Source organism: Nostoc sp. LPT, from assembly GCF_017115165.1.
GTDB lineage: Bacteria > Cyanobacteriota > Cyanobacteriia > Cyanobacteriales > Nostocaceae > Nostoc.
In genome coordinates this window covers 1-21,273 of the sequence record NZ_JABXKF010000166.1, presented here as the reverse complement: position 1 = coordinate 21,273, position 21,273 = coordinate 1, and the positions used below count along the sequence as shown (strand labels likewise).

Here is a 21,273-nt window from a genome sequence, read left to right as displayed (position 1 = left end):
GTCTTGAATTTTGAATTTTGTTAGCGCCGGCGGCAAGCGAGTCCGCGTACTCTTACAGAGAAGCAAGCTACGCACAGCGTCTCGTAGAGAGCGTCATTTTGAATTTTGAATTGTTAATTGGAAGTCTCTTGTCCTTCTGAGTAAGATTTTGTGGGAGCGCTTAATTCATCTAAAGTATTCATTAATAAGTCATCTTGTGGGATATAGTGTCTGTGTTGGGAATTTACCAAATCGTCAAGTGCTTGAAGAGCTTTAAGAGCTTCAAGATCCTTAAGAGCTTCTGATGCAGACTGATATCGCTGTTTAAAGTCATCCAGCACCATTTTACTGAGAATCTGAGCTAGGGAGTGACTCACCTGAGTGCGATCGCTCCATTTGATCTCCCCGTTAGCATCTCTATCTAGCTCACGGGGTGCTACACCAGTTAAGGCTTTAATCCCAACCATACCAACTGCATAGATATCACTACTGTAATGTGGACGCCCAAAACATTGTTCGCTTGGTGCGTAACCCTGAGTACCAATTCCAATGGTGAAAGGGGTTGACTCTTGACGATCAAGCTGTTTGATGCCGACTTCCTTAACGGCTCCAAAGTCAATCAACACCAGTTTTCCATCTGAGTGTCGCCGGATGATATTATTGGGTTTAATATCCCGATGAATCACGTGGTTTTCATGGACAAATGTTAATGTTTGCAATAAGTCCCTGATAATTTTGATCGCGGCAATTTCTTCAATTGCTCTACCTGCTAAAAGTTCTTGATTTAAAGGATGACCAATTATCTCTTCTTGCACTAAATAAAATTCTTCATCTTCTTCAAAATAGGCCAAAAGTTGAGGAATTTGAGCGTGCCTTCCCAATTTTTCTAGTGTTTGTGCCTCTGAGTTAAATAAACGTCTGGCAAGTTGCAATCCTTCTGGTTTGGTGTTGGCTGGTTTTAGTTGTTTGACAACACATCGCGGATTTCCAGGACGTTGGGTATCTTCGGCAATGTAGGTTTCACTAAATCCACCGCAACCGAGAACTTTGACAATTTTGTATCGTCCAGCCAAAACTTTCCCTGATAAGGCTAAATCTCGTTGCTGGATTAGGTGTTGGAAGTCATCTTGTTGGCTGATAATCTCTTGGACAACGGGGGAAGTTTTATACTTCTGAAAAATGTCTACTAATTGGCGTTTTCTGATGCTTTCCCTGATGACTGAGGTTGCTAAATAGCAAATTCCGGTCATGGCGATCGCCATCATTGGTACACTGGTGGGAAAAATTAACTGACCATAGACAAATAACCCATAGCTAATTACTCCCCAAGTGCCAGACAAGGCCAGGCTATAGAAAAATCTATGGATGCTACGCTTGCGTCTGCTAATCATCAAGGCTGAACTGCCCACTAGCATTAGCACAAACAAACCCTGCAATGGTGGACTCTTAATCCCTGGGGCGATCGCTTTCCCTGTCATCAAAGTTGCGATCGCATTGGCGTGAATTTCTACGCCCGACATCGATTCAGTGCTATTACTACCAGCGACTGGATAATAATCATTATGTAACTGATCTGTTGCACCAATCAGCACGATCTTGTCTTTGAACACCTTTCCCTGCTGCAAATAGCTGTTCCAGTTTTCCGGGTCGAGTACGTGCCAAAAAGGTTTTTGCTCAAATGTACCCGCAGGCCCCCAAAAATAAATGCGATCGCCCTTTGGTTGAGGATAATTTACTTGTGCTGCCCTCAGCGCTGCTTCATCAAAAGAGAGTTGCTTTTTGGTAAATTGATTATCTTCACCTAATAATTTGGGAAACTCACTCGCTAATCGATGAATTTTTCCATCTACTTCTAAAGGAAAATTAACTGAGCCAATGGATACTGACCCTGTACGAAACATTTGTTGTGGGTCTGTTAGTTGCGTAAAAGAGCCTTGGTGCGTCTGGGAATTTTCGTAGACGGCTGCTAAAGTAACTTTTTTGCCATATTTTTGCAATACTGCCTGAAATTGGCGATCGTCCGTAACTCCATAACTGCTTGCTGTGTCAAAAACTACATCTAATGCTACAGCGCGAGCACCTGCTTCGATTAATTTTGTGATTACCTGGGAGTATGCAGCACGTTTATAAGGATAAGATTTTAGTGTTTCTAAGTAGGCATACTGTTTCGGATCTGTTTTATAGTACTGTTCGGGAACCGATATTGACTGATCGTCTATTGCTAAAATTACAATGTCTTCTGGAGGTGTGATCGGCCCGCGCAGTTGAAAAAAGCCAGAAAGCACCTGATTGTCCATCAATTGAACCAATTCTCCACCAGAAGCGCTCAATAGTGCGCCCCCGATTGCCCAAGTACCTGCCAGTAGATGACCTAAGCGAACCATCCACCGGGAGTGGCGAGCAGATGCTGTAGAAGTCACTTTTGTTGGTTTACTTGACAGTCCTTTGGCAGTAGAGACATAGTTTTTAGTTAAGGTAGATGTAGGTTCTTCTGCCATATCGTGTTACTGATTGATTTAAGTCCAACACTTTTATTTATTCAGACCACGTTTTAGTGTAAGCACATTGAAATAAGACTTAAATGATAATCTTATACATTTGTAAAGTATCTTCTATTGATCAACAAACTTTGATTGGCAGAGCTAGCCCCCAAGAAATTCTTACTCAACCACTAGTTAATTTATTCTTTTTCTGTTGAATGAGTTACAAGTAGTGATTGTCTCATAGATTGGAGCCGGATATACTCTACCTGTGCATTTGGTTGTGGCAAGATTTTACCCTCACCTAACCAACATACACGTTATTAACTGGGTGCTATACCAGAAGCACTTCCAAGGCTGTCTTCTGTCTTTGGTGCAATGTTGGTAATCTCCACAAACGGTGTCCTGATACTGACAGCTTTACCGAAAGATAGGCATTAATTTATATTTTACCTTAAGCCGATGTTATACCTCTTTAGGAGTAAACTTTAGTGTTATGCAGCGATGAATGCTGTTACTGGGTCAATTTTATGGGTAGATTTTGATCGCCGGGTGGCTCTTGCTGTGCTGGGTGAATCAGGTTAACACCCTGGATCTCAACTCCAATATTGTAGGCGTTTTTATGTCTTGAAAGAGGTAGGATAAAAGCTATAGATAAAGAACTACGTTATAGATATTAGCAAACAAGGCATTTGAAAATTGCTATAATCTATTGTTCCATCTAAATTCATATATATTATTAGGTGTAAATTTGTATGGGTTCTCCAATGAATCGTCTGTCTATTTTTGTAGATGGAAACAATATGTTCTATGCTCAACAAAAAAATGGCTGGTTTTTTGACCCGCGGCGAGTCTTAGAATACTTCAAACATGAGCAATCAGAAACAACATTAATTAATGCCTTCTGGTACACTGGCTTAAAAGATCCACAAGACCAGCGAGGTTTCAGAGACGCTCTAATTAGTCTAGGATATACAGTACGAACTAAAATTCTCAAAGAATATTATGATGATACGTCAGGTCGTTACTCGCAAAAAGCGAATTTAGATATTGAAATTGTTGTAGATATGTTTAATACAGTAGACCAGTATGACCGAGTAGTATTATTCAGTGGTGATGGAGATTTTGAAAGAGCAATCGAACTATTACGTTCAAAAAATACACATATTACGGTAGTATCAACAGAAGGAATGATTGCTAGAGAACTACGCAATGCTACTGATAGATATATAGATTTAAATGATATCAGAGATCAAATAGAAAAAACTGAAGGTTAATAGCTTTAACAATTATTTACAAAAAGAAAACCTAGAGTTGAAGATATATTAAGCCACAAGTAAACACTAAACAACAAAGGACAAATGACAAACAAAACCGATCGAATCATTATTTTTGATACAACATTGCGAGATGGAGAGCAGTGTCCGGGAGCGACTTTGAATATAGACGAAAAGCTAGTTATTGCCAAGCAATTAGCGCGTCTAGGTGTAGATGTAATTGAAGCAGGCTTTGCCTTTGCTAGTCCTGGAGATTTTGAAGCAGTCAAGAAGATTGCTCAAATTGTCGGCACAGAAAATGGCCCGGTAGTTTGTAGTTTGGCAAGAGCGATTAAAGCAGATATTGAAGCGGCTGCCGAAGCATTAAAACCAGCAGTTAACGCCAGAATTCACACATTTATTTCGACTTCTGATATTCATTTAGAGTATCAATTGCGAAAGTCACGGGCAGAAGTACTAGCGATCGCCGAAGAAATGGTAGCTTATGCCAAGTCCTTCATGACAGATATCGAATTTTCCCCGATGGATGCGGCCCGTTCCGATCCAGAATTTCTGTACCAAGTGTTAGAGCGAACGATCGCAGCTGGTGCAACAACAGTTAACATTCCCGATACTGTGGGTTACACAACTCCTAGCGAATTTGGGGCAATAATTAAAGGCATTATTGAGAATGTCCCCAACATCGACCAAGCGATTATTTCCGTACACGGTCATAATGATTTAGGCTTGGCAGTTGCTAACTTCTTAGAAGCCGTAAAAAATGGCGCACGGCAACTAGAATGTACGATCAATGGCATTGGCGAACGCGCTGGCAATGCATCACTAGAAGAATTGGTAATGGCGTTGCACGTGCGGCGGCAATATTTTAACCCTTATCTCGGCAGACCAGAAAATTCTCAAGAATCCCTGACAAATATCGACACCCGACAAATTTATAAAACCTCACGCTTAGTTTCCAATTTGACGGGAATGTTAGTACAACCAAATAAAGCGATCGTCGGTGCAAATGCCTTTGCCCATGAGTCTGGAATTCACCAAGATGGTGTGTTAAAGAACAAGCTAACTTACGAAATTATGGATGCCCAATTGGTTGGCTTAACAGACAATCAAATAGTTTTGGGCAAGCATTCCGGTAGAAATGCTTTTCGTAGTCGGTTGAAAGAATTGGGCTTTGATCTGTCAGATACTGAATTAAATAAAGCCTTCGTCAGATTTAAAGAAGTAGCAGATAAAAAGAAAGAAATATCTGATTGGGATTTGGAAGCGATCGTTAACGATGAAATCCAACAAGCACCTGATTTGTTCCGGGTAGAGTTGGTGCAAGTTTCCTGTGGTAGCAACGCCCGTCCTACTGCTACAGTTACTCTGCGTACCCCAGAAGGTGAAGAATTAACTGATGCTGCGATCGGTACTGGGCCAGTGGATGCAGTTTACAAAGCCATCAACCGTGTGGTGAATGTACCCAATCAGTTAATTGAGTTTTCTGTGCAGTCAGTAACAGCCGGTATTGATGCCATTGGCGAAGTGACAATTCGTTTACGTTATGAATCTAAAGTCTTTTCTGGTCATGCAGCGAACACAGATATCATCGTGGCATCCGCGCAAGCTTATGTAAATGCATTGAATAGGTTGTATGCATCTTTGCAAACTCAAGAAAAACCACAGGAAGTAACTGCACAGAAAGTCTGAGATCGGATCTGTCAAACTGCCAGTTTTTAGCTGATGCTAACAAACTCCTCTCCAACTTTGGGGAGGAGTTATTTGTGAGTTGCAAAAATTTGTTGGAAATTATGCTGACAGAAAAACATATAAATATCAGAGAAGCTACCACCAAAGAAGATTCACTGATTGCAAAACACTCTTACCAAATGTGGCTAGATATTGGTGTTGATGAGAGTAATATTATTCTGGAGTGGCAGAATATTACTCTCAAATTTATAGAAGAAGCGCGTCGAGATTTGTTTTATAAAGCTTTTGTTGCAGAGATTGATAACACAGTTGTGGGTTCTGTAAATTGTCAACTGTTTGCAGGTTTATACCCGAATGTTTTTAAAGATGAATACCGCAAATTTGGATATATTTGGGGCGTTTATATTGAACAATCTTACCGCAGACAAGGTATTGCTAAATCTCTAACTAATAGAGCAATTGAATATTTAAAAGCGATTGGTTGCACGCGAGTGGTTCTTAACGCCTCGCCATTGGGTAAACCAGTTTACTCCAGTCTCGGTTTCTCTGAAGGTAATGCAATGCAATTAGATTTGATTTAAGGACAATCGTACCAATGTTCAATTCATGAAAGTCTTGAACCGAAATACCATCCAAATTTCAATTTGGAAGAGGGGTGCTGGTTACACATTAGCTTCAGGTAGTAGCAGCAGTGCAGTGGCAGCTGTTGCACATATTGGTTTGTGCGATTCCTTCATTACTGTGCAAATGCCTGGTGGAGAAATTTTGATCCAAGTCAAGGATGATTTTACAATTTCTATTACAGGTTCTGTGACAAAGGTTGCTGAAGGTGAATTATCAGCAGAATTGTTTGCAGACTAAAAAGCTTCTAAATTCAATAGGATAAGTTTCTAGCTCAAGAAGCCTCTGTGATTGCTCGTGTTCGCATTTGTGCAATATTGAGTTGATTATGAATATTTTTTACTTTTTTAGATTTTTCGATTTACTTGTATGCATAAAACTTTATTCTGAGAAACGATGTTTATAGTCAGCCAGCTTGTATGAGTAGCGAAAAAACAACAGAATTGCCACTCTGGGTACAAGATAGAGATATAGTCATTGCTCATGATGAAGAAGTACAGTGGCGAGAAGGAAAACGCCCGGATTATTCATACACCAATGAATTTCTTCATCAAGAGAGTAAATTTCAGCATCCAGAAGGTTCTTTAGAAGCGATCGCTCAAAACTTAGTCCGCACTTTTGAGATGGAAGCTTCTAATAAATCTAATCCTCAACAGTGGCTTTCGATTGTTACTGATAAGTTTAAGATGAGTACCAATGGCGGACAACAATTCACTGCTGAAGATGTTGCAGTTGAGGGTACATATAACCTGTTTTTGGGTAAAACTGAGCAATATAACTCTGAAACAGAAACCTTTGAATCTTCATTTCAAGTTTTTCATAAAGCCTTTCCCAATGGCTTCCTTTGGGAATTAACAGAAGTACTTTCGGGGCCGCCTAATGTTACCTTTAAGTGGCGACATTGGGGAACATTTAATGGTTCCTATAAGGACTATGTACCCACAGGTGAAACAATAGAAATCGTCGGAGTTAGTATTGCTCGCGTCACTGATGATTTGAAGATTGAGTCTTTAGAGCATTATTTTGATAATAATGTCTTTCTTCAGAAATTAACGGCAGGTGGTTGTCCTTTCCATTCCTAAAATCAGTAGATCTATAGGAATCCGATGTGATTTCTGAAAAAATCTAAGTATCTGTAGGGGAGCCAGCCGCATAGGCGGGTTTCCCGACTTGAGCGGACTGGCGTTGTGTTACGCTACGCGATAACACACCAAAAACAATATTAGGAATTAATTACTAAGGCAGATGACTATTACTATCAACCTGACTCAAGCAACTGGCAAAACATTACGACATTAGTTACCAACATTACGATATTAGTGAGTAATATTACGACATTAGTCATCGAACATTACGACATTAGTCACTAACATTACGATATTAGTCACCAACATTACAATATTAGTGAGTAATATTACGACATTAGTCATCAAACATTACGACATCAGTCAGCAACATTACAATATTAGTCACTAATATTACGACATTAGTCATCAACATTAAAGCGATCGTGAATAAACTGAAGCTTGTATGAAGTTCAAATATATTATCTCTATCAAAATCAGCATCTAGTTCTTGACTTCAGCAAAACTACTGGAATTGCCTACAAATATTATTAGAAAAAATATAATGATTTGCGAGTTTTTCTGATACAGAATACAGCTTAATTGAGGCAAGCTAGTTCTAGAAATATCTTCAAGGAGTACATCCATGCCTCGTACAAAGCGGACATCGCGGATTCTAGAAAAAGCTGAATTGAGAACGTCTGGATTCAAAGCAATTGATTCAAACATGGATTTTGGTAATAGTTGCGATTTGGAAAATCTGACTCAATCAATTGAGGAGTTTCGCACTATGCTTGATACTTATAACAACGCTTTAGCTGTGGTTGACTCTACTAAAACTAAAATCGATCAAATGGAAAAAAAGTTGAGTAAACTTTCAGATAAGATGATGAAGGGAGTTGGTTTCAAGTATGGCACAGACAGCAGCGAATATGAAATAGCGGGTGGCGTTCGTGACAGCGTACGTGTACGCAAAAGCAGGTTGACTCGCTTGAAAGGTAGTGCAGGGCAGACATCAGATGAAAATAAGAAATCTGCCTAGTTCCCGCATGGGTAGGGTATAGAAAAAAATATTTAACGGCGTTGCTGAATTGCAGTATGAACCCAGATGTAGAGACGTTGCATTGCAACGTCTCTACAGGGATTTTGATATCATGCACAATCATTTTCATACATGAAATCAGCAACGCCTATTTAACCAGAGATGAAAATACAGCAAATTGCAACTTGGTGAGGTATAGATAATCGTAGGGAACATGGCTATGTCCCTACCTGTGTACTTCATTTACGCTGTAGATCCTTGTAGTGAAGCACAACTGTCACTGGTGTCAGCCCCTGCGGGGAAGTCAAAAGTCAACTTAAGCTAAAAGCCTTTTAAAAAATAGTATCTTATATTTCAGCATTTTTTATTAAAATATGTTTTGATACTTGTGAATTAAAATAACATTGAATATATTCACAGGAATAAAATTTCAATGTCTAACGAAAATCTAATAGGACTTACGGAACTAATTCAAAAAGTCAAGCAAAAACTGCTTGCTGCCTCTATCCCTGCCTCTCCAAATGAAGAGACCGATATTCCTCTTTTTAGCGTAGATTCTGTAGAATTGGAGCTACAAGTAACAGTAAAGAAAGACGTAAAGGGAAAAGTTAAAGTCTATGTTCTTGAAGCTGGAGGGGGAGCTAGTCGAGATGATGTACAGAAAGTGAAAGTTACCTTATCTCCTCTGTTGAAAAAAGAACAGTTATTAGGAATTTACAAATCTCTTTATCCGGAACGTTGGCAGGAATTTATGAAAACCAGTGTGGATAGTCTCACAAAAGGAAGTGAAGAACCGGGGTTTTAAGTTTTAAGTGAGTTGTTTTCATTAGAACTAAGCAAGCAATCAAATGGAAACTTTTGAACTATATCTCACGCCCATAAATGCTAAACAATTTAAGGCAATAGTGACAAAATCTCCTGTAGGTGAGGGAGAAACTGAATCGTCATTGCCCTTCTTTGAAGGTGAGATTGACTGGCGGATGACTGTGCTGAGAACTTTGGAAATAAGTGCTTTCAACTTGCAATATTTTCAGACTGCTGGAGAGCAGGATTGGATGGTCAAGTCTGGTATACTCAGCAAAGACATTAGCGCTTTTCATCCTAACTATATAGCTAATATTGGGCAAGAGTTATACAAGTCACTGTTTCCATTAAATAGCAAGGTTAAAAACGCGTTGTTTGCAGCACAACGAGTGGCTGAGAGTGAAAATAAACAATTACATATTCAGCTAAAAATTGAAGCAGATGTAGTACAGCGATCGCGTTTAACAGATTATCCCTGGGAACTGCTGCACGATGGTAAAAAATTTCTACTACACCAACAGATAACGATTTCCCGCTACATTGCTTATGACTCTGTTCCTCCAAATTTAGCAAAGGTTGAACAGCTAAATATTTTACTAGTATCATCTTCTGCCTCTGACTCAGAATTAGGGCTGAACCCATTTAAGCCGAAGGAACAACAAGCAATTCTTAAAGGATTAAAGAGTGCTGCACAAGCAGGATATATAAACTTTAAGAAATTAGATTATGCCACACTTAATTACTTAAGAGAATATTTGACAGAGAATCGGGAAAACAATACTCCCCATGTGTTGCATTTTGATGGGCATGGGCTGTTTGGTAAGCGCTGTAGCCATTGCGGTGCAATGAATCAGGGAGTTAAAGCTGCTACTTGTCGAAAGTGCAATTTGCAACTGCCACCAGCTCAAGGCTATTTGGTTTTTGAGGATGAAAATGGGGATGCAGATTACATCAGTGCGGAAGAATTGGGAACATTACTGCGGCAGTCTAGCTTTGGTGATGGCACTAACAAAAGTGGTGGTGTTACACTAACTGTCCTGAGTGCTTGCCAGTCTGCAATGACATTTGTCGGAGATTCTGTATTCAACGGCACAGCACAAAATCTGATTAGCCAGCGAATTCCGGCAGTAGTGGCAATGCAATATTCAGTCGGTGTCGAAGCTGCTACCAAATTTGCCGAGCAGTTTTATCGGTCTTTAGGACAGAAAAATTCTCTAGCAACTGCTATTAGCCACGCGCAAGAAGCAATGGGGGCTGGGGGAAACCAGTGGTATCGCCCGGTACTCTACCTGCGGTGGCGAGATAATGAAGGAGGGCAACTCTTTGCTGTTCTCAAATCTGCTACTGGTATTGGCATCCCATTTCAAGCACCGAGTTTACCTGCTAATTTTGTCAAGCGCCCACAAGTTACTAAAGAAATCAAAGCTCGTCTACTGGAAAATACATCTAATGCTGGTGCTTTGCTCATCAGTGCAATTCACGGTTTAGGTGGCATTGGCAAGACAACTTTAGCTGCTGCCCTTGCCCATGATGAAGATATCAAAAAACGTTTCTCTGATGGTGTGCTTTGGGCAACTTTGGGACAGGAACCAGATACTCTGGCGCTGCTGAGTAGCTGGGTGCAAGCTTTGGGAGACTACGAATTTCGTGCTATTAATATAGAAGCAACTTCAGCCCATTTGCGAAGTTTACTATATGATAAGGCAGTCTTACTAGTAGTTGATGATGCTTGGGAACCAGATAAAGTTAAACCCTTTCTGGTAGCAAGTTCCCAATCCCGATTATTAATCACTTCTCGGCGTGCTGATGTGGCTAATAGTGTTGGTGCTGATTTGCAACAATTGAATTTGATGACGCCAGAAGAATCTTTGGAGTTATTTTCTAACTCTTTAGGACGAGAAATAAAAGAAGTAGAGAAACAAGAGGCTTTGAGAGTAGCCGAGACTGTGGGATACTTACCCATTGCGCTGAATTTGGTAGCGGCAAGAGTAAAATGGGGAATTACATGGGCGAAGCTAGAAGCAGCTTTGAAACAAGAGGTTGCAAATTTAAAAGTTTTATACGGGCCGCGTCAAGAAAACTCTTTAGAAGCAACTTTTAATTTAAGCATTAATGCTTTGCAGGACTATAACGAACAAGCTTGGAAAAATTTTATTTGGTTGGGAGTTTTGCCAGAGGATGTCACAATCGCCGCACCAATGGCAGTTACATTATGGGATATGGAATCGCAGGATGAAGCTGATGAGCGTTTAGAGCTACTTTGGAATGATGCCTTACTTCAGTCTGATTCACCTGTATTTGTCGGGGGTGTTGAGTGGAAAGGCTACAAAATACATGATTTATTGTATGATGTCGCTCGTGACCGATTAATTAAATCTCCACCTATAGGAATGGATTTTAATTTACCCGACGCTCACAGCCAACTCCTAGAACGGTATTGGCAAAAGACTCAAAATAATCTTTGGCATACTTTACCTAATGATGGTTACATTCATCAAAATTTAGTTTGGCATTTAGAAAAGGCTCAACGGATAGAAGAAATTCACTCCTTATTGCGGGAGGAGTCACAGACAACAAGCAATGGCTGGTTTGAAGCGCGAGAAAAATTAGGACAAGCTGGGGGTTACATTACAGATATTTCTGGTGCTTGGAAATTAGCACAAGCCAATTGGACTGAATCAACTTTGCCGCAAGTTGTAGGTTTGCAGTGTCGCTATGCTTTGATTACTGCATCCCTGAATAGTTTGGCAGCTAATGTACCAGCAAATTTATTGCTTGCCTTGGTCAAAAGCAACAAGTGGACTCCCGAACAAGGACTAGCTTACGCCCTGCAAAACCCAAAGCCATACGAGAAAGTCAACTCGCTGACAAAACTAGTTAACTATCTGCCACGAAATCTTCAAGAATTAGCACTGCAAAAAGCCCTTGCTGCTGCCAGGGTGATTCAGGATGAGGATTATCGTGCCAATGCCTTGAGTGCCTTAGCCGAGAAACTGCCAAATATATTGGAAGAAGCCCTTGCTGCTGTCAGGGCGATTCAGTCTGAGTCAAATCGTGCCAATGCCTTAAGTGCTTTAGCACAGAAACTACCACAAGTTTGGCCAGAAGCCCTTGCTGCTGTCAGGGCGATTCAGTCTGAGTCGAATCGTGCCAATGCCTTGAGTGCTTTAGCTGACAAACTGCCAGATATATTGCCACAAGCCCTTGCTGCTGCCACGGCGATTCAGGATGACTCTTCTGCTGCCAAAGCTTTGAGGTTAGCTGACAAACTGCCACCAGAGTTATTGCAACAAGCCCTTGCTGCTGCCACGGCGATTCAGAATGAGTCAAATCGTGCCAATGCCTTGAGTGCCTTAGCTGACAAACTGCCACCAGAGTTATTGCCACAAGCCCTTGCTGCTGCCACGGCGATTCAGGATGAGTCAAATCGTGCCGAAGCCTTGAGAGCCTTAGCTGACAAACTGCCAGATATATTGCCACAAGCCCTTGCTGCTGCCACGGCGATTCAGGATGAGTCAAATCGTGCCGAAGCCTTGAGAGCCTTAGCTGACAAACTGCCAGATATATTGCCACAAGCCCTTGCTGCTGCCACGGCGATTCAGGATGAGTATTCTCGTGCCAATGCCTTGAGTGCCTTAGCTGACAAACTGCCACCAGAGTTATTGCCACAAGCCCTTGCTGCTGCCACGGCGATTCAGTTTGAGTATTCTCGTGCCGAAGCCTTGAGTGCCTTAGCTGACAAACTGCCACCAGAGTTATTGCCACAAGCCCTTGCTGCTGCCACGGCGATTCAGTTTGAGTATTCTCGTGCCGAAGCCTTGAGTGCCTTAGCTAAGAGTTTGTCACAAATGTTAACTGCTGAACTTTTCCCCCTTTGGCAAGATACACTTTATGAGCTATCCCTTCGCACTCGCCGTGATTTGCTGCAAGATATCAAAGCATTGTTTCCAGTTATCTTTGCATTAGGTGGTAAAGAAGCAACGGCAGAACTTGCCCGTGCAATTGTCGATGTAGCGCGATGGTGGAGGTAATTTAACAGGGATTTACAATGCCCCTACTCAGTATCGATTCAAATAATAATTGCTATAAAGAATAAACAATAAATTTCAGTTGAATGTACATCACTACCCAGAAAGAGGAATTTAGCTATGCTTACATCAATGCGATCGCCTCTGCTGCGGGTTATTCATTTCAAATAGCACCCAGACCATTAGATTTAGTGGGGGTTTATATGATAGTTACCGTGCGTGACCCGAATATTCTCTCTAATTTAGACCCTCAGAAATTAACATCCTATCTACAAGCACAGGGGTGGTATCAAGAGAGTCAAATTGGCAATAAAGAATCAGTTTGGATTAAAACAACTGATTTTGGTGAGGAATTTGATATTACCTTACCTCTCAATCCCGAAATCAGGTCTTATGCGCTACGGATGGCTGAGATTTTGTCAATTCTAGAAAAAGTTGAAGTCCGCTCTCAGTTAGACATTTTGAGTGATCTCATTACAATAATCCCGAATACTGAAATCCAGGGGATAGTGATTCGACTAACAGAACGAAATCATCCAGGCAATGTTACAATTGTTGGCTTTGTTGTGAGCAAGCCCCGCCAAATCCACCTTTTTTTAAGTGAATCTGAATACAATGTGGCTCTGACTGCTTATCATCAGAGGTTGCCAGTCGTTTGTACTGGGGATTTAATTAAGGAGAATGACACTTTTGTGCTGAAAAAAACTACTAGCTTTGCTTTAGATGATACTTTGACCGAGCGAGCAGCAGTCTAAAAGAGGAATATATGGAAATAATAACTAGTTGGGAAAAAAAGCTGCCCAAAAAGCATTAGAGCAAGTCGCACTTAATTCACTGCGTGAGGGTATTTCAGTGGAAATAGTTGCAAGAATTACAGGGTTGACAGTAGAACGAGTGCAGCAGTTACAAGCAGAATTACAAGCTGGAAATTAATCATGGTATTACTGTTTGCACAGTACTAACTAGTGTAACTGGAGGTGTAAATCCAGCCAGTTTACCCAACTTTTGGGGTACAAAGTCGGTTTCTTTGCTACCTTGAACCTCAGATAAGTAGCAATCTCGCACCGCCAACAATAAGCCTTTAATGGCATCTTGTCTGCCTGTTTTGACTAAATCATCTGCCTTTTTGAAAAAATGCGATCGCCATTTGCCATCGTTATTGCCATATAATTCGATTAAATACCAACCTGCAAGATACTCAGCTAAAGGGTCGAGACAGAAACGGATTCTGTCTTTGGCAGAACCAATAGTTTGAATCAGGTGCAGACGCTTTTCCAGATAATTGAGGTGTGCTTCGGGGTCATCAATACCCAAAGCTGCTAATGCAGCTACTGCATCTACACGCTTGGCGGTTCCTGGTTGATAACTTTGCTGCAAGCATTCCCAGGCGATGGTTTTGGCAATTTGATGAACAGTGCGGTCATCAAATTGCTCGTCTGTAACATCACGATTGAGTTCATTGATATAACCCAGCATCAAATTAGGAATATTCTCTGGCAACGCAGAAATATTAGATGCAACTTCTTTACTGGCGATTAACTGTTCAGCATAGAGTTTAGCCAGCAAGACAGTGATATTATTTTGACCGACCATCAGAGAAAGACGGTTACAAGCGTCAAAAAATTCCTGGTCAGTAAAGCGATCGCGTTTACCTCGCTGCATGAGATAAGCTTCCATAAAGGACGATAGTTTATTAGCCTCAATCCGCAAAGGTTTAATTATCGTCTTATTAACCCGCCCCAGCTTTTCCTCAATTCGGGAAGTAATCACCAATGCATTCACCGGAAACTCTGGCGACTCCGGCTCAATTGCTTCTCGTGTAGTCGCATTCATTTCTGAGAACCGATCTACAATTACTAAAATGCGTTTCTTTCTTAACAAACGTAACAGTAATTCTTGACAAATCGGCTCTGGCTCATCAATTAAAGCTTGCAACTGTCCTCTGATGGCTTCTAAAAGCGACGACTTACCTTCAGTTACCCGAAATTCTTCTTCTAACAGCACTGGTAACATCAAATGTTTGCAGAGTTGTTGGTCTTCAGTCTCAGCCATTGCCCACCCAGCTATTCGACACGCTAAACTGGTTTTACCTATACCCCCTTCCCCACCAATTACTAAACAGCTACGTTGTTTCTCGAAAGTTGAGCGCAAATTCTCATTCATCAGTTGCGGAACTGTTGTACCATCCAGAACAACGGGAATGGGAATATAACAAGCGCGACTGCTAACTGTATCCTTTTTGGGAAATTGTTCGCGGGCTGCTTTGATATATTTAGCTACCCATGCATCTAATATTCTGGGATGGTAATGAAACCACCCAACAAATAGCACATATCGCAGAGGTACATTAACGCTGATAAATGGGAGGGAAAAGTCTGTGTAGGGTTTGAGGGCGTTGTTAATTTTCAACAACCATAAAGGGGCTAGCCGCAAAAGAATTAACCAAATAGAAGGCAGTAAGATAACGTAGGCGGCAATTCCCAAGAGTAATTTATGCTTAAATAGCGATTCTAGAACTCTATCAAAAAGGCGAGTTTCTTTTTCTGCTTTCAGGGCATTGAGAGGGCGACGTATCAGCCTGATGTCTGTCTCTGTGAATTTATCTTTGTATTTTTGTATAGTTGTCAATACCTGCTCAAAGTCTGAGATGACTTTCTGCAACTTGGAGGTAGGTAAAGCATTTGCTTTGTCCTGAAAGCCTGCCGCTATTCCTCCTAAACCTTTGATAGCACCCAAACGCACGTAAAACTGGTTATCATTCAACAGGGCAATTAAATTCGGGACAGCCGATACTGCATCTGTACCCATTGCACCCAAAGCGTAGGCTGAATTGTAACGTACAGTGGGATTATGATCTTTTAAGGCAGCAGTTAATACTGGGACAGCTACTTTCGCTTCTACACCAATTTTTCTGAGTGCAGAAGGAACATAAATGCGAACGAATTGCTCCTTGTCTTGTAATGCCGCCATCAAGGATGGAACTGCTGCTTTGGCTGCTGTACCAATATTTCCTAAAGCTAAGGTGGCGTACAAACGGACTTGTCCATCCTCATCCTGCAATGCCGCACTTAAGGCTGGAACTGCTGGTGCTGCTTCTGCACCCAAATCTCCTAAAACTGAAGCGGCGTGCCAGCGAAGATTAATATCCTGATTTTTCAAAGCTTCAATCAGAGATGGTACTGCTGGGGAACCGATATTAACTAATGCATCTGCTGCAAGGCTACTGATGTGGGTATCGTTATCTATCAGCTTCTCAATCAGCGGAGAAATTTTGCTGTCAGTAGTGATTTGCGCCCAACTATTGCTTGTGCATAGTAGGAACAGTGTCAGGTATAAGACAACCACCTTGAGCGCACTAAGTAATACTTGTCTGGTATGCTTTGTCATTGAATCGGATTGAATCACCCGATGAACAACTCCAGTCAGAGAAACTATACCTAGATTGTAATCTAACTGTCAATGCGGGTTAGCGATGTCTACGACGGGCTACGCCTACGCACTAGTTTGCCCCCGCTTTGCTCAGACTTGATTAGCATTGGCATTTAAACGCATCATAATTTTTTCCGGTTCTGTCAAATTTTTAAATCCATAACGGCGATAAAGTCCATGAGCATCTTTTGTGCCTAACAACCACCTTTGAACGTCTTGCAATTCTGGATATTCTAAAATGTATTCTACAAACCATTTTCCTAAACCCTGTCCTCGATAAGGCTCCAAAATAAAAACATCTTTTAACAACGCAGAAGTTGCATAATCAGTGATGACTCTCGCAAAGCCAACTTGTTGATTATCTTCATAAAGTCCAAAACATAAAGAATTGTTTATTGACTTTTCTACAGTGGTTAACGGGATGTTTTCAGCCCAATAGGAAGTTTGTAAAAAATCATGAATCATTTGAATATCTAATTTAGATTTGTCGGTGTTGATGTAAAATCGATGTTTTAATTCTTCATTCATCTCACTACATCTTTTATTTAATAGGTTGAAAAATTATAATTCATTCTTAGGGTCAGTGGTTTGTAGTGTCAGATGATGAAATTACTGAACCATTAGCTGGATAACAGAGGCTATATTCAGCATTCAAGGATATGGGTGCATTTATCATTGATTATGAATCAGTCTACAACCAAATCTTGGCAAGAAGTCCGCGCAGCTTTTCAACAAATCTGGGGTTATGAAGATTTTCGTCCACCGCAGGGAGAAATTGTCAGCAGTTTATTGGCACAGAAAGATGCGCTGATTATTATGCCCACAGGTGGCGGGAAGTCGATTTGTTTTCAACTTCCTGCACTGCTACAAACAGGATTAACCTTGGTAGTTTCGCCCTTGGTGGCGCTAATGGAAAATCAAGTACAGGAACTACGAGAAAGCCACCAAAAAGCAGCACTTTTGCATAGTGAATTACCTTCATCTCAACGCCGTGCAACTCTGCAAGCTTTAGAACGTCAACATCTAAGATTACTGTACTTGTCACCAGAAACTTTATTAAGTGTGCCAGTGTGGGAAAGATTATGTCACCCACAATTGCAAATTAATGGTTTGATTTTAGATGAAGCTCATTGTTTAGTGCAGTGGGGTGATACTTTTCGCCCAGCTTATCGCAGATTAGGGGCAGTGCGTCCGGCATTGCTAAAATCAAAACCACCAGGAACAAAAATTAGTATCGCCGCTTTTACTGCTACTGCTGACCCCTCAGCCCAAAAAATTATTCAAACAGTTTTACAATTACAGCAACCAGAGATTTTCCGCTTGAATCCCTACCGTCCGAATTTGCATCCCAGCGTTCGCATTGCTTGGACACCACGAGGTAGGAAACAACAATTATTAAAGTTTATTCAAAACAGACCGCAACAATCGGGATTAGTTTATGTTCGCACTCGGAGAGATAGTGAAGATTTAGCCCAATGGTTAGCAGAGATGGGTTATGCTACAGCTAGTTATCATGCGGGATTAGGTGCAACAGAACGCCGTGAAGTAGAAGCAAGCTGGTTAAGTGGTAAAATACCTTTTGTGGTTTGCACCTGTGCGTTTGGTATGGGGATAAATAAATCAGATGTTCGCTGGGTTGCACATTTTCACGCGCCACATTTGTTATCTGAATATGTGCAAGAAATTGGTCGCGCTGGAAGGGATGGGAAACCGGCAGAAGCCTTGACGTTGGTAAGTGAACCTACGGGATGGTTAGATTCAGGGGATAAACAAAGACAGGAGTTTTTTCAACAACAAATGCGATCGCAACAGCAAATAGCGCAGCAACTTGTGAAAAAATTACCAAAACAGGGAGAAGTGAATGCAGTAGCTCGACAATTTCCCGAAGGTGCGACAGCGCTAGCTTTACTCCATAGCAACGGTCAGCTAAACTGGCTTGATCCTTTTCATTACACCATTGCTCAAAAAGCGGGAAATCAGCCAGCGACGCAATTACACGCCGCTAAACAGATGCAGCAATATCTAACAACTAAGCAGTGTCGTTGGCAGTTTTTGTTAAATGCCTTTGGTTTTGATAAAGAAGCAGCTAACTTGCGTTGCGGACATTGCGATAATTGCCGTCAATGAGTATAAAAGACTCGTACACAAGTATCAAAGACTCATCGCCGAGTATCAAAGACTCATTCGCGAGTATCAAAGACTCGTTGCCGAGTATCAAAGACTCATTCGCGAGTATCAAAGACTCGTCGCCGAGTATCAAAGACTCATTCACGAGTATCAAAGACTCGTCACCGAGTATCAAAGACTCATTCACGAGTATCAAAGACTCGTCACCGAGTATCAAAGACTCATTCACGAGTATCAAAGACTCGTCACCGAGTATCAAAGACTCATTTATGAAGATTACTTCCTTGCTGCTTGTTCGCCGTTAGGTGTTCTTGCTACAATACCTAAATTCTTTTAATAACTGCGATCGCACAGCGTCTCGTTAGAGAAAGACGCAAAAGAAAAGATAAATAATCTTATAGCCAACAGAAAGTAAGTTAAAACTTTTTTCTTGCCCCTTCTCTGCTAAATATTCTCTAGCTAGGTTCATCCAATAGGATGAATTGTCATTTTCACCACTAAGTAACAATAAAGAGGTCAAGTAGAGGATAAAAATATGTCATCTGCTCAAGCACCCTCCCTACCACCGTTGATTCCGCGCGAAATTCTGTTTGGGAATCCCGAAAAAACTAGTCCACAACTCTCGCCTGATGGTAAGTACTTGGCATATATCGCCCCTGATGAGAAAAATGTCTTGCAGGTATGGTTGCGAACTATAGGACAAGAAGACGACAAGATACTAACTGCTGACAAAAAGCGTGGTATCCGCATTTTCTTCTGGACTTATAACGCCAACCAGTTGATTTATATGCAAGACTCGGATGGCGATGAGAACTTTCATCTCCACTTGGTTAATATTCACTCCAAGATTGTGCGTGACTTGACGCCATTCCAGGGTGTGAAGGCCGAACTTGTGGAACTAGAACCAAAATTTCCAGATGAAGCGCTGGTAGCGTTGAACTTGAACAATCCTCAAAAGTTTGACGTTTACCGCATCAACCTCAAAAATGGTGCAGTTGAGTTCGATACTGATAACCCCGGTAACATTATCAGTTGGACATCTAACGCCCAGTTACAAATACGTGCAGCAACAGCTAGTACACCCGATGGTGGTTACGATTTATTGTTGCAGAAACCCGATAAACAGTGGGAAATTCTTCACCATTGGGGGGCAGAAGAGGAAGGAAATTCTGTAAGTTTTTCAGATAATGGTAAAACCCTTTATATTCAAGGGAATCATGATGCTAACGCCAAACGTCTGCTAGCTGTTGACCTAGAAACCCGTAAAGAAACTGTGATTGCTGAAGATGAGCAGTATGATGTCGTGGGGATAATTATTCATCCACTGACGCGAGTTATTCAAGCAGTTTCTTTCTACAAAGATAAACAAGAATGGCAGATAATCGATCGCAGTATCGCCGCAGATTTTGAGGAAATCGCCAAGGTGCGTCCTGGAGAATTCTCTATAATTAGCCGCGATTTGGAAGATAAAACTTGGGCTTTAGCTTATAGAACTGATAATGGCCCAGTTTATTACCATGCCTACAATCGAGAGTCCAAAACTAGCACTTTTCTTTTTAGCAACCAGCCCAAACTGGAAACGTTGCAGTTAGCTTCAATGCAACCGATTTCCTATGAAGCGCGGGATGGCTTAACTATCCACAGTTACTTAACAACTCCTGTGGGAATACCGACGCAGAATCTCCCAACAGTCCTGCTGGTTCATGGCGGCCCTTGGGCGCGGGATACTTGGGGTTTCTCTCCCACAACGCAATGGCTAGCTAACCGAGGTTATGCCGTGTTGCAAGTGAACTTTCGCGGTTCCACTGGCTATGGTAAAGCATTTTTGAATGCTGGAAATCGGGAATGGGGTGGCACAATGCACGATGACTTGATTGACAGCGTGAACTGGCTGGTAGAAAAAGGCATTTCTGATCCGCAAAAGATTGCGATTATGGGCGGTTCTTATGGAGGTTATGCCACCCTAGCGGGGTTGACTTTTACACCCAAAATTTTTGCTGCTGGCGTGGATATTGTCGGGCCGAGTAACCTAATTACCCTGATAGAAACTATACCGCCCTATTGGGAACCGATCAAAGCAATGATTTATCATCGCATTGGCAACTTGGAGACAGAAGAGGAGTTTCTCAAATCGCGATCGCCTTTATTTTTCGCTGACCGAATTCAAAAACCTTTACTCATTGGTCAAGGTGCAAACGATCCGCGAGTGAAACAATCAGAAAGCGATCAAATTGTCAACGCAATGCAACAAGCTGGTTTACCAGTGCAATATGTACTTTACAGTGATGAAGGACATGGTTTTGCCAGACCAGAAAATCGCTTGCACTTTTTTGCGATCGCCGAGGAATTTCTCGCCAAATACATAGGCGGAAGATTTGAACCTTTGGCAGATATCCCCGGTCATTCAGGAATAGTTAAATAAAGTCTCAAAATGGTGGTTAGTGTCATTCACCAACCACCTGAATATTTTCAATAGTTAGCAAGGTTTGCATATTTCAAAGGGAACTCGAACAAGCTCATCATTACCCACCAATATCTGAACAGTCCAGATTCCTGGAGCAAAAGCTTGGATTTGGAAGAAAAGCACAAACTTTTGTCGAACAATCTTATATGAACCCTGCATATCGGCAAAAAAAGAAGTTTCAAAAACCACGATGTACTCTGAATTAAGAATTTTTGGCGTTGCATAATAAAGGGATGAATTGAGGTGTTCTACTGTGTATTGTCCATACT

Annotated in this window: 16 protein-coding genes and 1 pseudogene; 13 read left to right on the top strand and 4 right to left on the bottom strand. The window is 41.4% G+C overall.

Annotated features, from left to right (window positions below; all coding sequences use genetic code 11):
* Positions 1 to 113: 113 nt before the first annotated feature.
* A complete protein-coding gene (locus HWQ58_RS31830) occupies positions 114 to 2,477 on the bottom strand; it encodes a CHASE2 domain-containing serine/threonine-protein kinase (protein ID WP_292871832.1) in 2,364 nt (787 codons plus the stop codon).
* Between the two features lie 737 nt (positions 2,478 to 3,214).
* Between HWQ58_RS31830 and HWQ58_RS31825 the strand changes: the two genes are divergently transcribed.
* From HWQ58_RS31825 to HWQ58_RS31780, 10 genes and pseudogenes are all read left to right on the top strand, one after another.
* On the top strand, positions 3,215 to 3,736 hold the full coding sequence (locus HWQ58_RS31825) for an NYN domain-containing protein (protein ID WP_041565194.1): 522 nt from the start codon (positions 3,215 to 3,217) through the stop codon (positions 3,734 to 3,736).
* A gap of 84 nt (positions 3,737 to 3,820) precedes the next feature.
* A complete protein-coding gene (locus tag HWQ58_RS31820; protein WP_292871830.1) occupies positions 3,821 to 5,425 on the top strand; it encodes a 2-isopropylmalate synthase in 1,605 nt (534 codons plus the stop codon).
* A 74-nt stretch (positions 5,426 to 5,499) separates the two neighbouring features.
* Complete coding sequence (locus HWQ58_RS31815) at positions 5,500 to 6,006, top strand: GNAT family N-acetyltransferase (RefSeq protein WP_366838992.1); 507 nt, start codon at positions 5,500 to 5,502, stop codon at positions 6,004 to 6,006.
* A 4-nt stretch (positions 6,007 to 6,010) separates the two neighbouring features.
* A pseudogene (locus HWQ58_RS31810) lies at positions 6,011 to 6,286 on the top strand (diaminopimelate epimerase); the annotation flags it as partial.
* Between the two features lie 179 nt (positions 6,287 to 6,465).
* On the top strand, positions 6,466 to 7,128 hold the full coding sequence (locus HWQ58_RS31805) for a SnoaL-like polyketide cyclase (protein ID WP_292871828.1): 663 nt from the start codon (positions 6,466 to 6,468) through the stop codon (positions 7,126 to 7,128).
* 628 nt (positions 7,129 to 7,756) lie between these two features.
* Entirely contained in the window at positions 7,757 to 8,152 is a 396-nt protein-coding gene (locus HWQ58_RS31800) for a hypothetical protein (protein ID WP_292871826.1), read from the top strand.
* 433 nt (positions 8,153 to 8,585) lie between these two features.
* Positions 8,586 to 8,957 (top strand): trypco2 family protein, encoded by a 372-nt coding sequence (locus HWQ58_RS31795; RefSeq protein WP_292871824.1) that lies wholly within the window; start codon positions 8,586 to 8,588, stop codon positions 8,955 to 8,957.
* A 43-nt stretch (positions 8,958 to 9,000) separates the two neighbouring features.
* Positions 9,001 to 12,987, top strand: a complete 3,987-nt coding sequence (locus HWQ58_RS31790; protein ID WP_292871822.1) for an NB-ARC domain-containing protein — start codon at positions 9,001 to 9,003, stop codon at positions 12,985 to 12,987.
* A gap of 83 nt (positions 12,988 to 13,070) precedes the next feature.
* Complete coding sequence (locus tag HWQ58_RS31785; protein ID WP_292871820.1) at positions 13,071 to 13,739, top strand: hypothetical protein; 669 nt, start codon at positions 13,071 to 13,073, stop codon at positions 13,737 to 13,739.
* A 28-nt stretch (positions 13,740 to 13,767) separates the two neighbouring features.
* A complete protein-coding gene (locus HWQ58_RS31780; protein ID WP_292871818.1) occupies positions 13,768 to 13,917 on the top strand; it encodes a hypothetical protein in 150 nt (49 codons plus the stop codon).
* On the opposite strand, the gene HWQ58_RS31775 is transcribed toward HWQ58_RS31780, so the two are convergent.
* Positions 13,918 to 16,371: a HEAT repeat domain-containing protein gene (locus HWQ58_RS31775; protein ID WP_292871816.1), complete on the bottom strand. Its 2,454-nt coding sequence runs from the start codon at positions 16,369 to 16,371 to the stop codon at positions 13,918 to 13,920. It lies immediately after the preceding gene.
* A gap of 132 nt (positions 16,372 to 16,503) precedes the next feature.
* On the bottom strand, positions 16,504 to 16,941 hold the full coding sequence (locus HWQ58_RS31770) for a GNAT family N-acetyltransferase (RefSeq protein WP_292871814.1): 438 nt from the start codon (positions 16,939 to 16,941) through the stop codon (positions 16,504 to 16,506).
* Positions 16,942 to 17,094: 153 nt separating this feature from the next.
* Between HWQ58_RS31770 and HWQ58_RS31765 the strand changes: the two genes are divergently transcribed.
* The 3 genes from HWQ58_RS31765 to HWQ58_RS31755 all read left to right on the top strand — a co-directional run bounded on the left by HWQ58_RS31765 (position 17,095) and on the right by HWQ58_RS31755 (position 20,962).
* On the top strand, positions 17,095 to 18,540 hold the full coding sequence (locus HWQ58_RS31765) for an ATP-dependent DNA helicase RecQ (protein WP_292871812.1): 1,446 nt from the start codon (positions 17,095 to 17,097) through the stop codon (positions 18,538 to 18,540).
* Positions 18,473 to 18,877 carry a hypothetical protein gene (locus tag HWQ58_RS31760; protein WP_292871810.1) on the top strand — a complete coding sequence of 135 codons (405 nt, stop codon included), beginning with the start codon at positions 18,473 to 18,475 and terminating at the stop codon, positions 18,875 to 18,877. The genes HWQ58_RS31765 and HWQ58_RS31760 overlap by 68 nt, the downstream gene beginning before the upstream one ends.
* A gap of 198 nt (positions 18,878 to 19,075) precedes the next feature.
* Positions 19,076 to 20,962 (top strand): S9 family peptidase, encoded by a 1,887-nt coding sequence (locus HWQ58_RS31755; RefSeq protein ID WP_292871808.1) that lies wholly within the window; start codon positions 19,076 to 19,078, stop codon positions 20,960 to 20,962.
* 54 nt (positions 20,963 to 21,016) lie between these two features.
* On the opposite strand, the gene HWQ58_RS31750 is transcribed toward HWQ58_RS31755, so the two are convergent.
* Positions 21,017 to 21,273 (bottom strand): hypothetical protein (locus tag HWQ58_RS31750; RefSeq protein WP_292871806.1); only part of this gene is annotated, 257 nt, incomplete at its 5' end.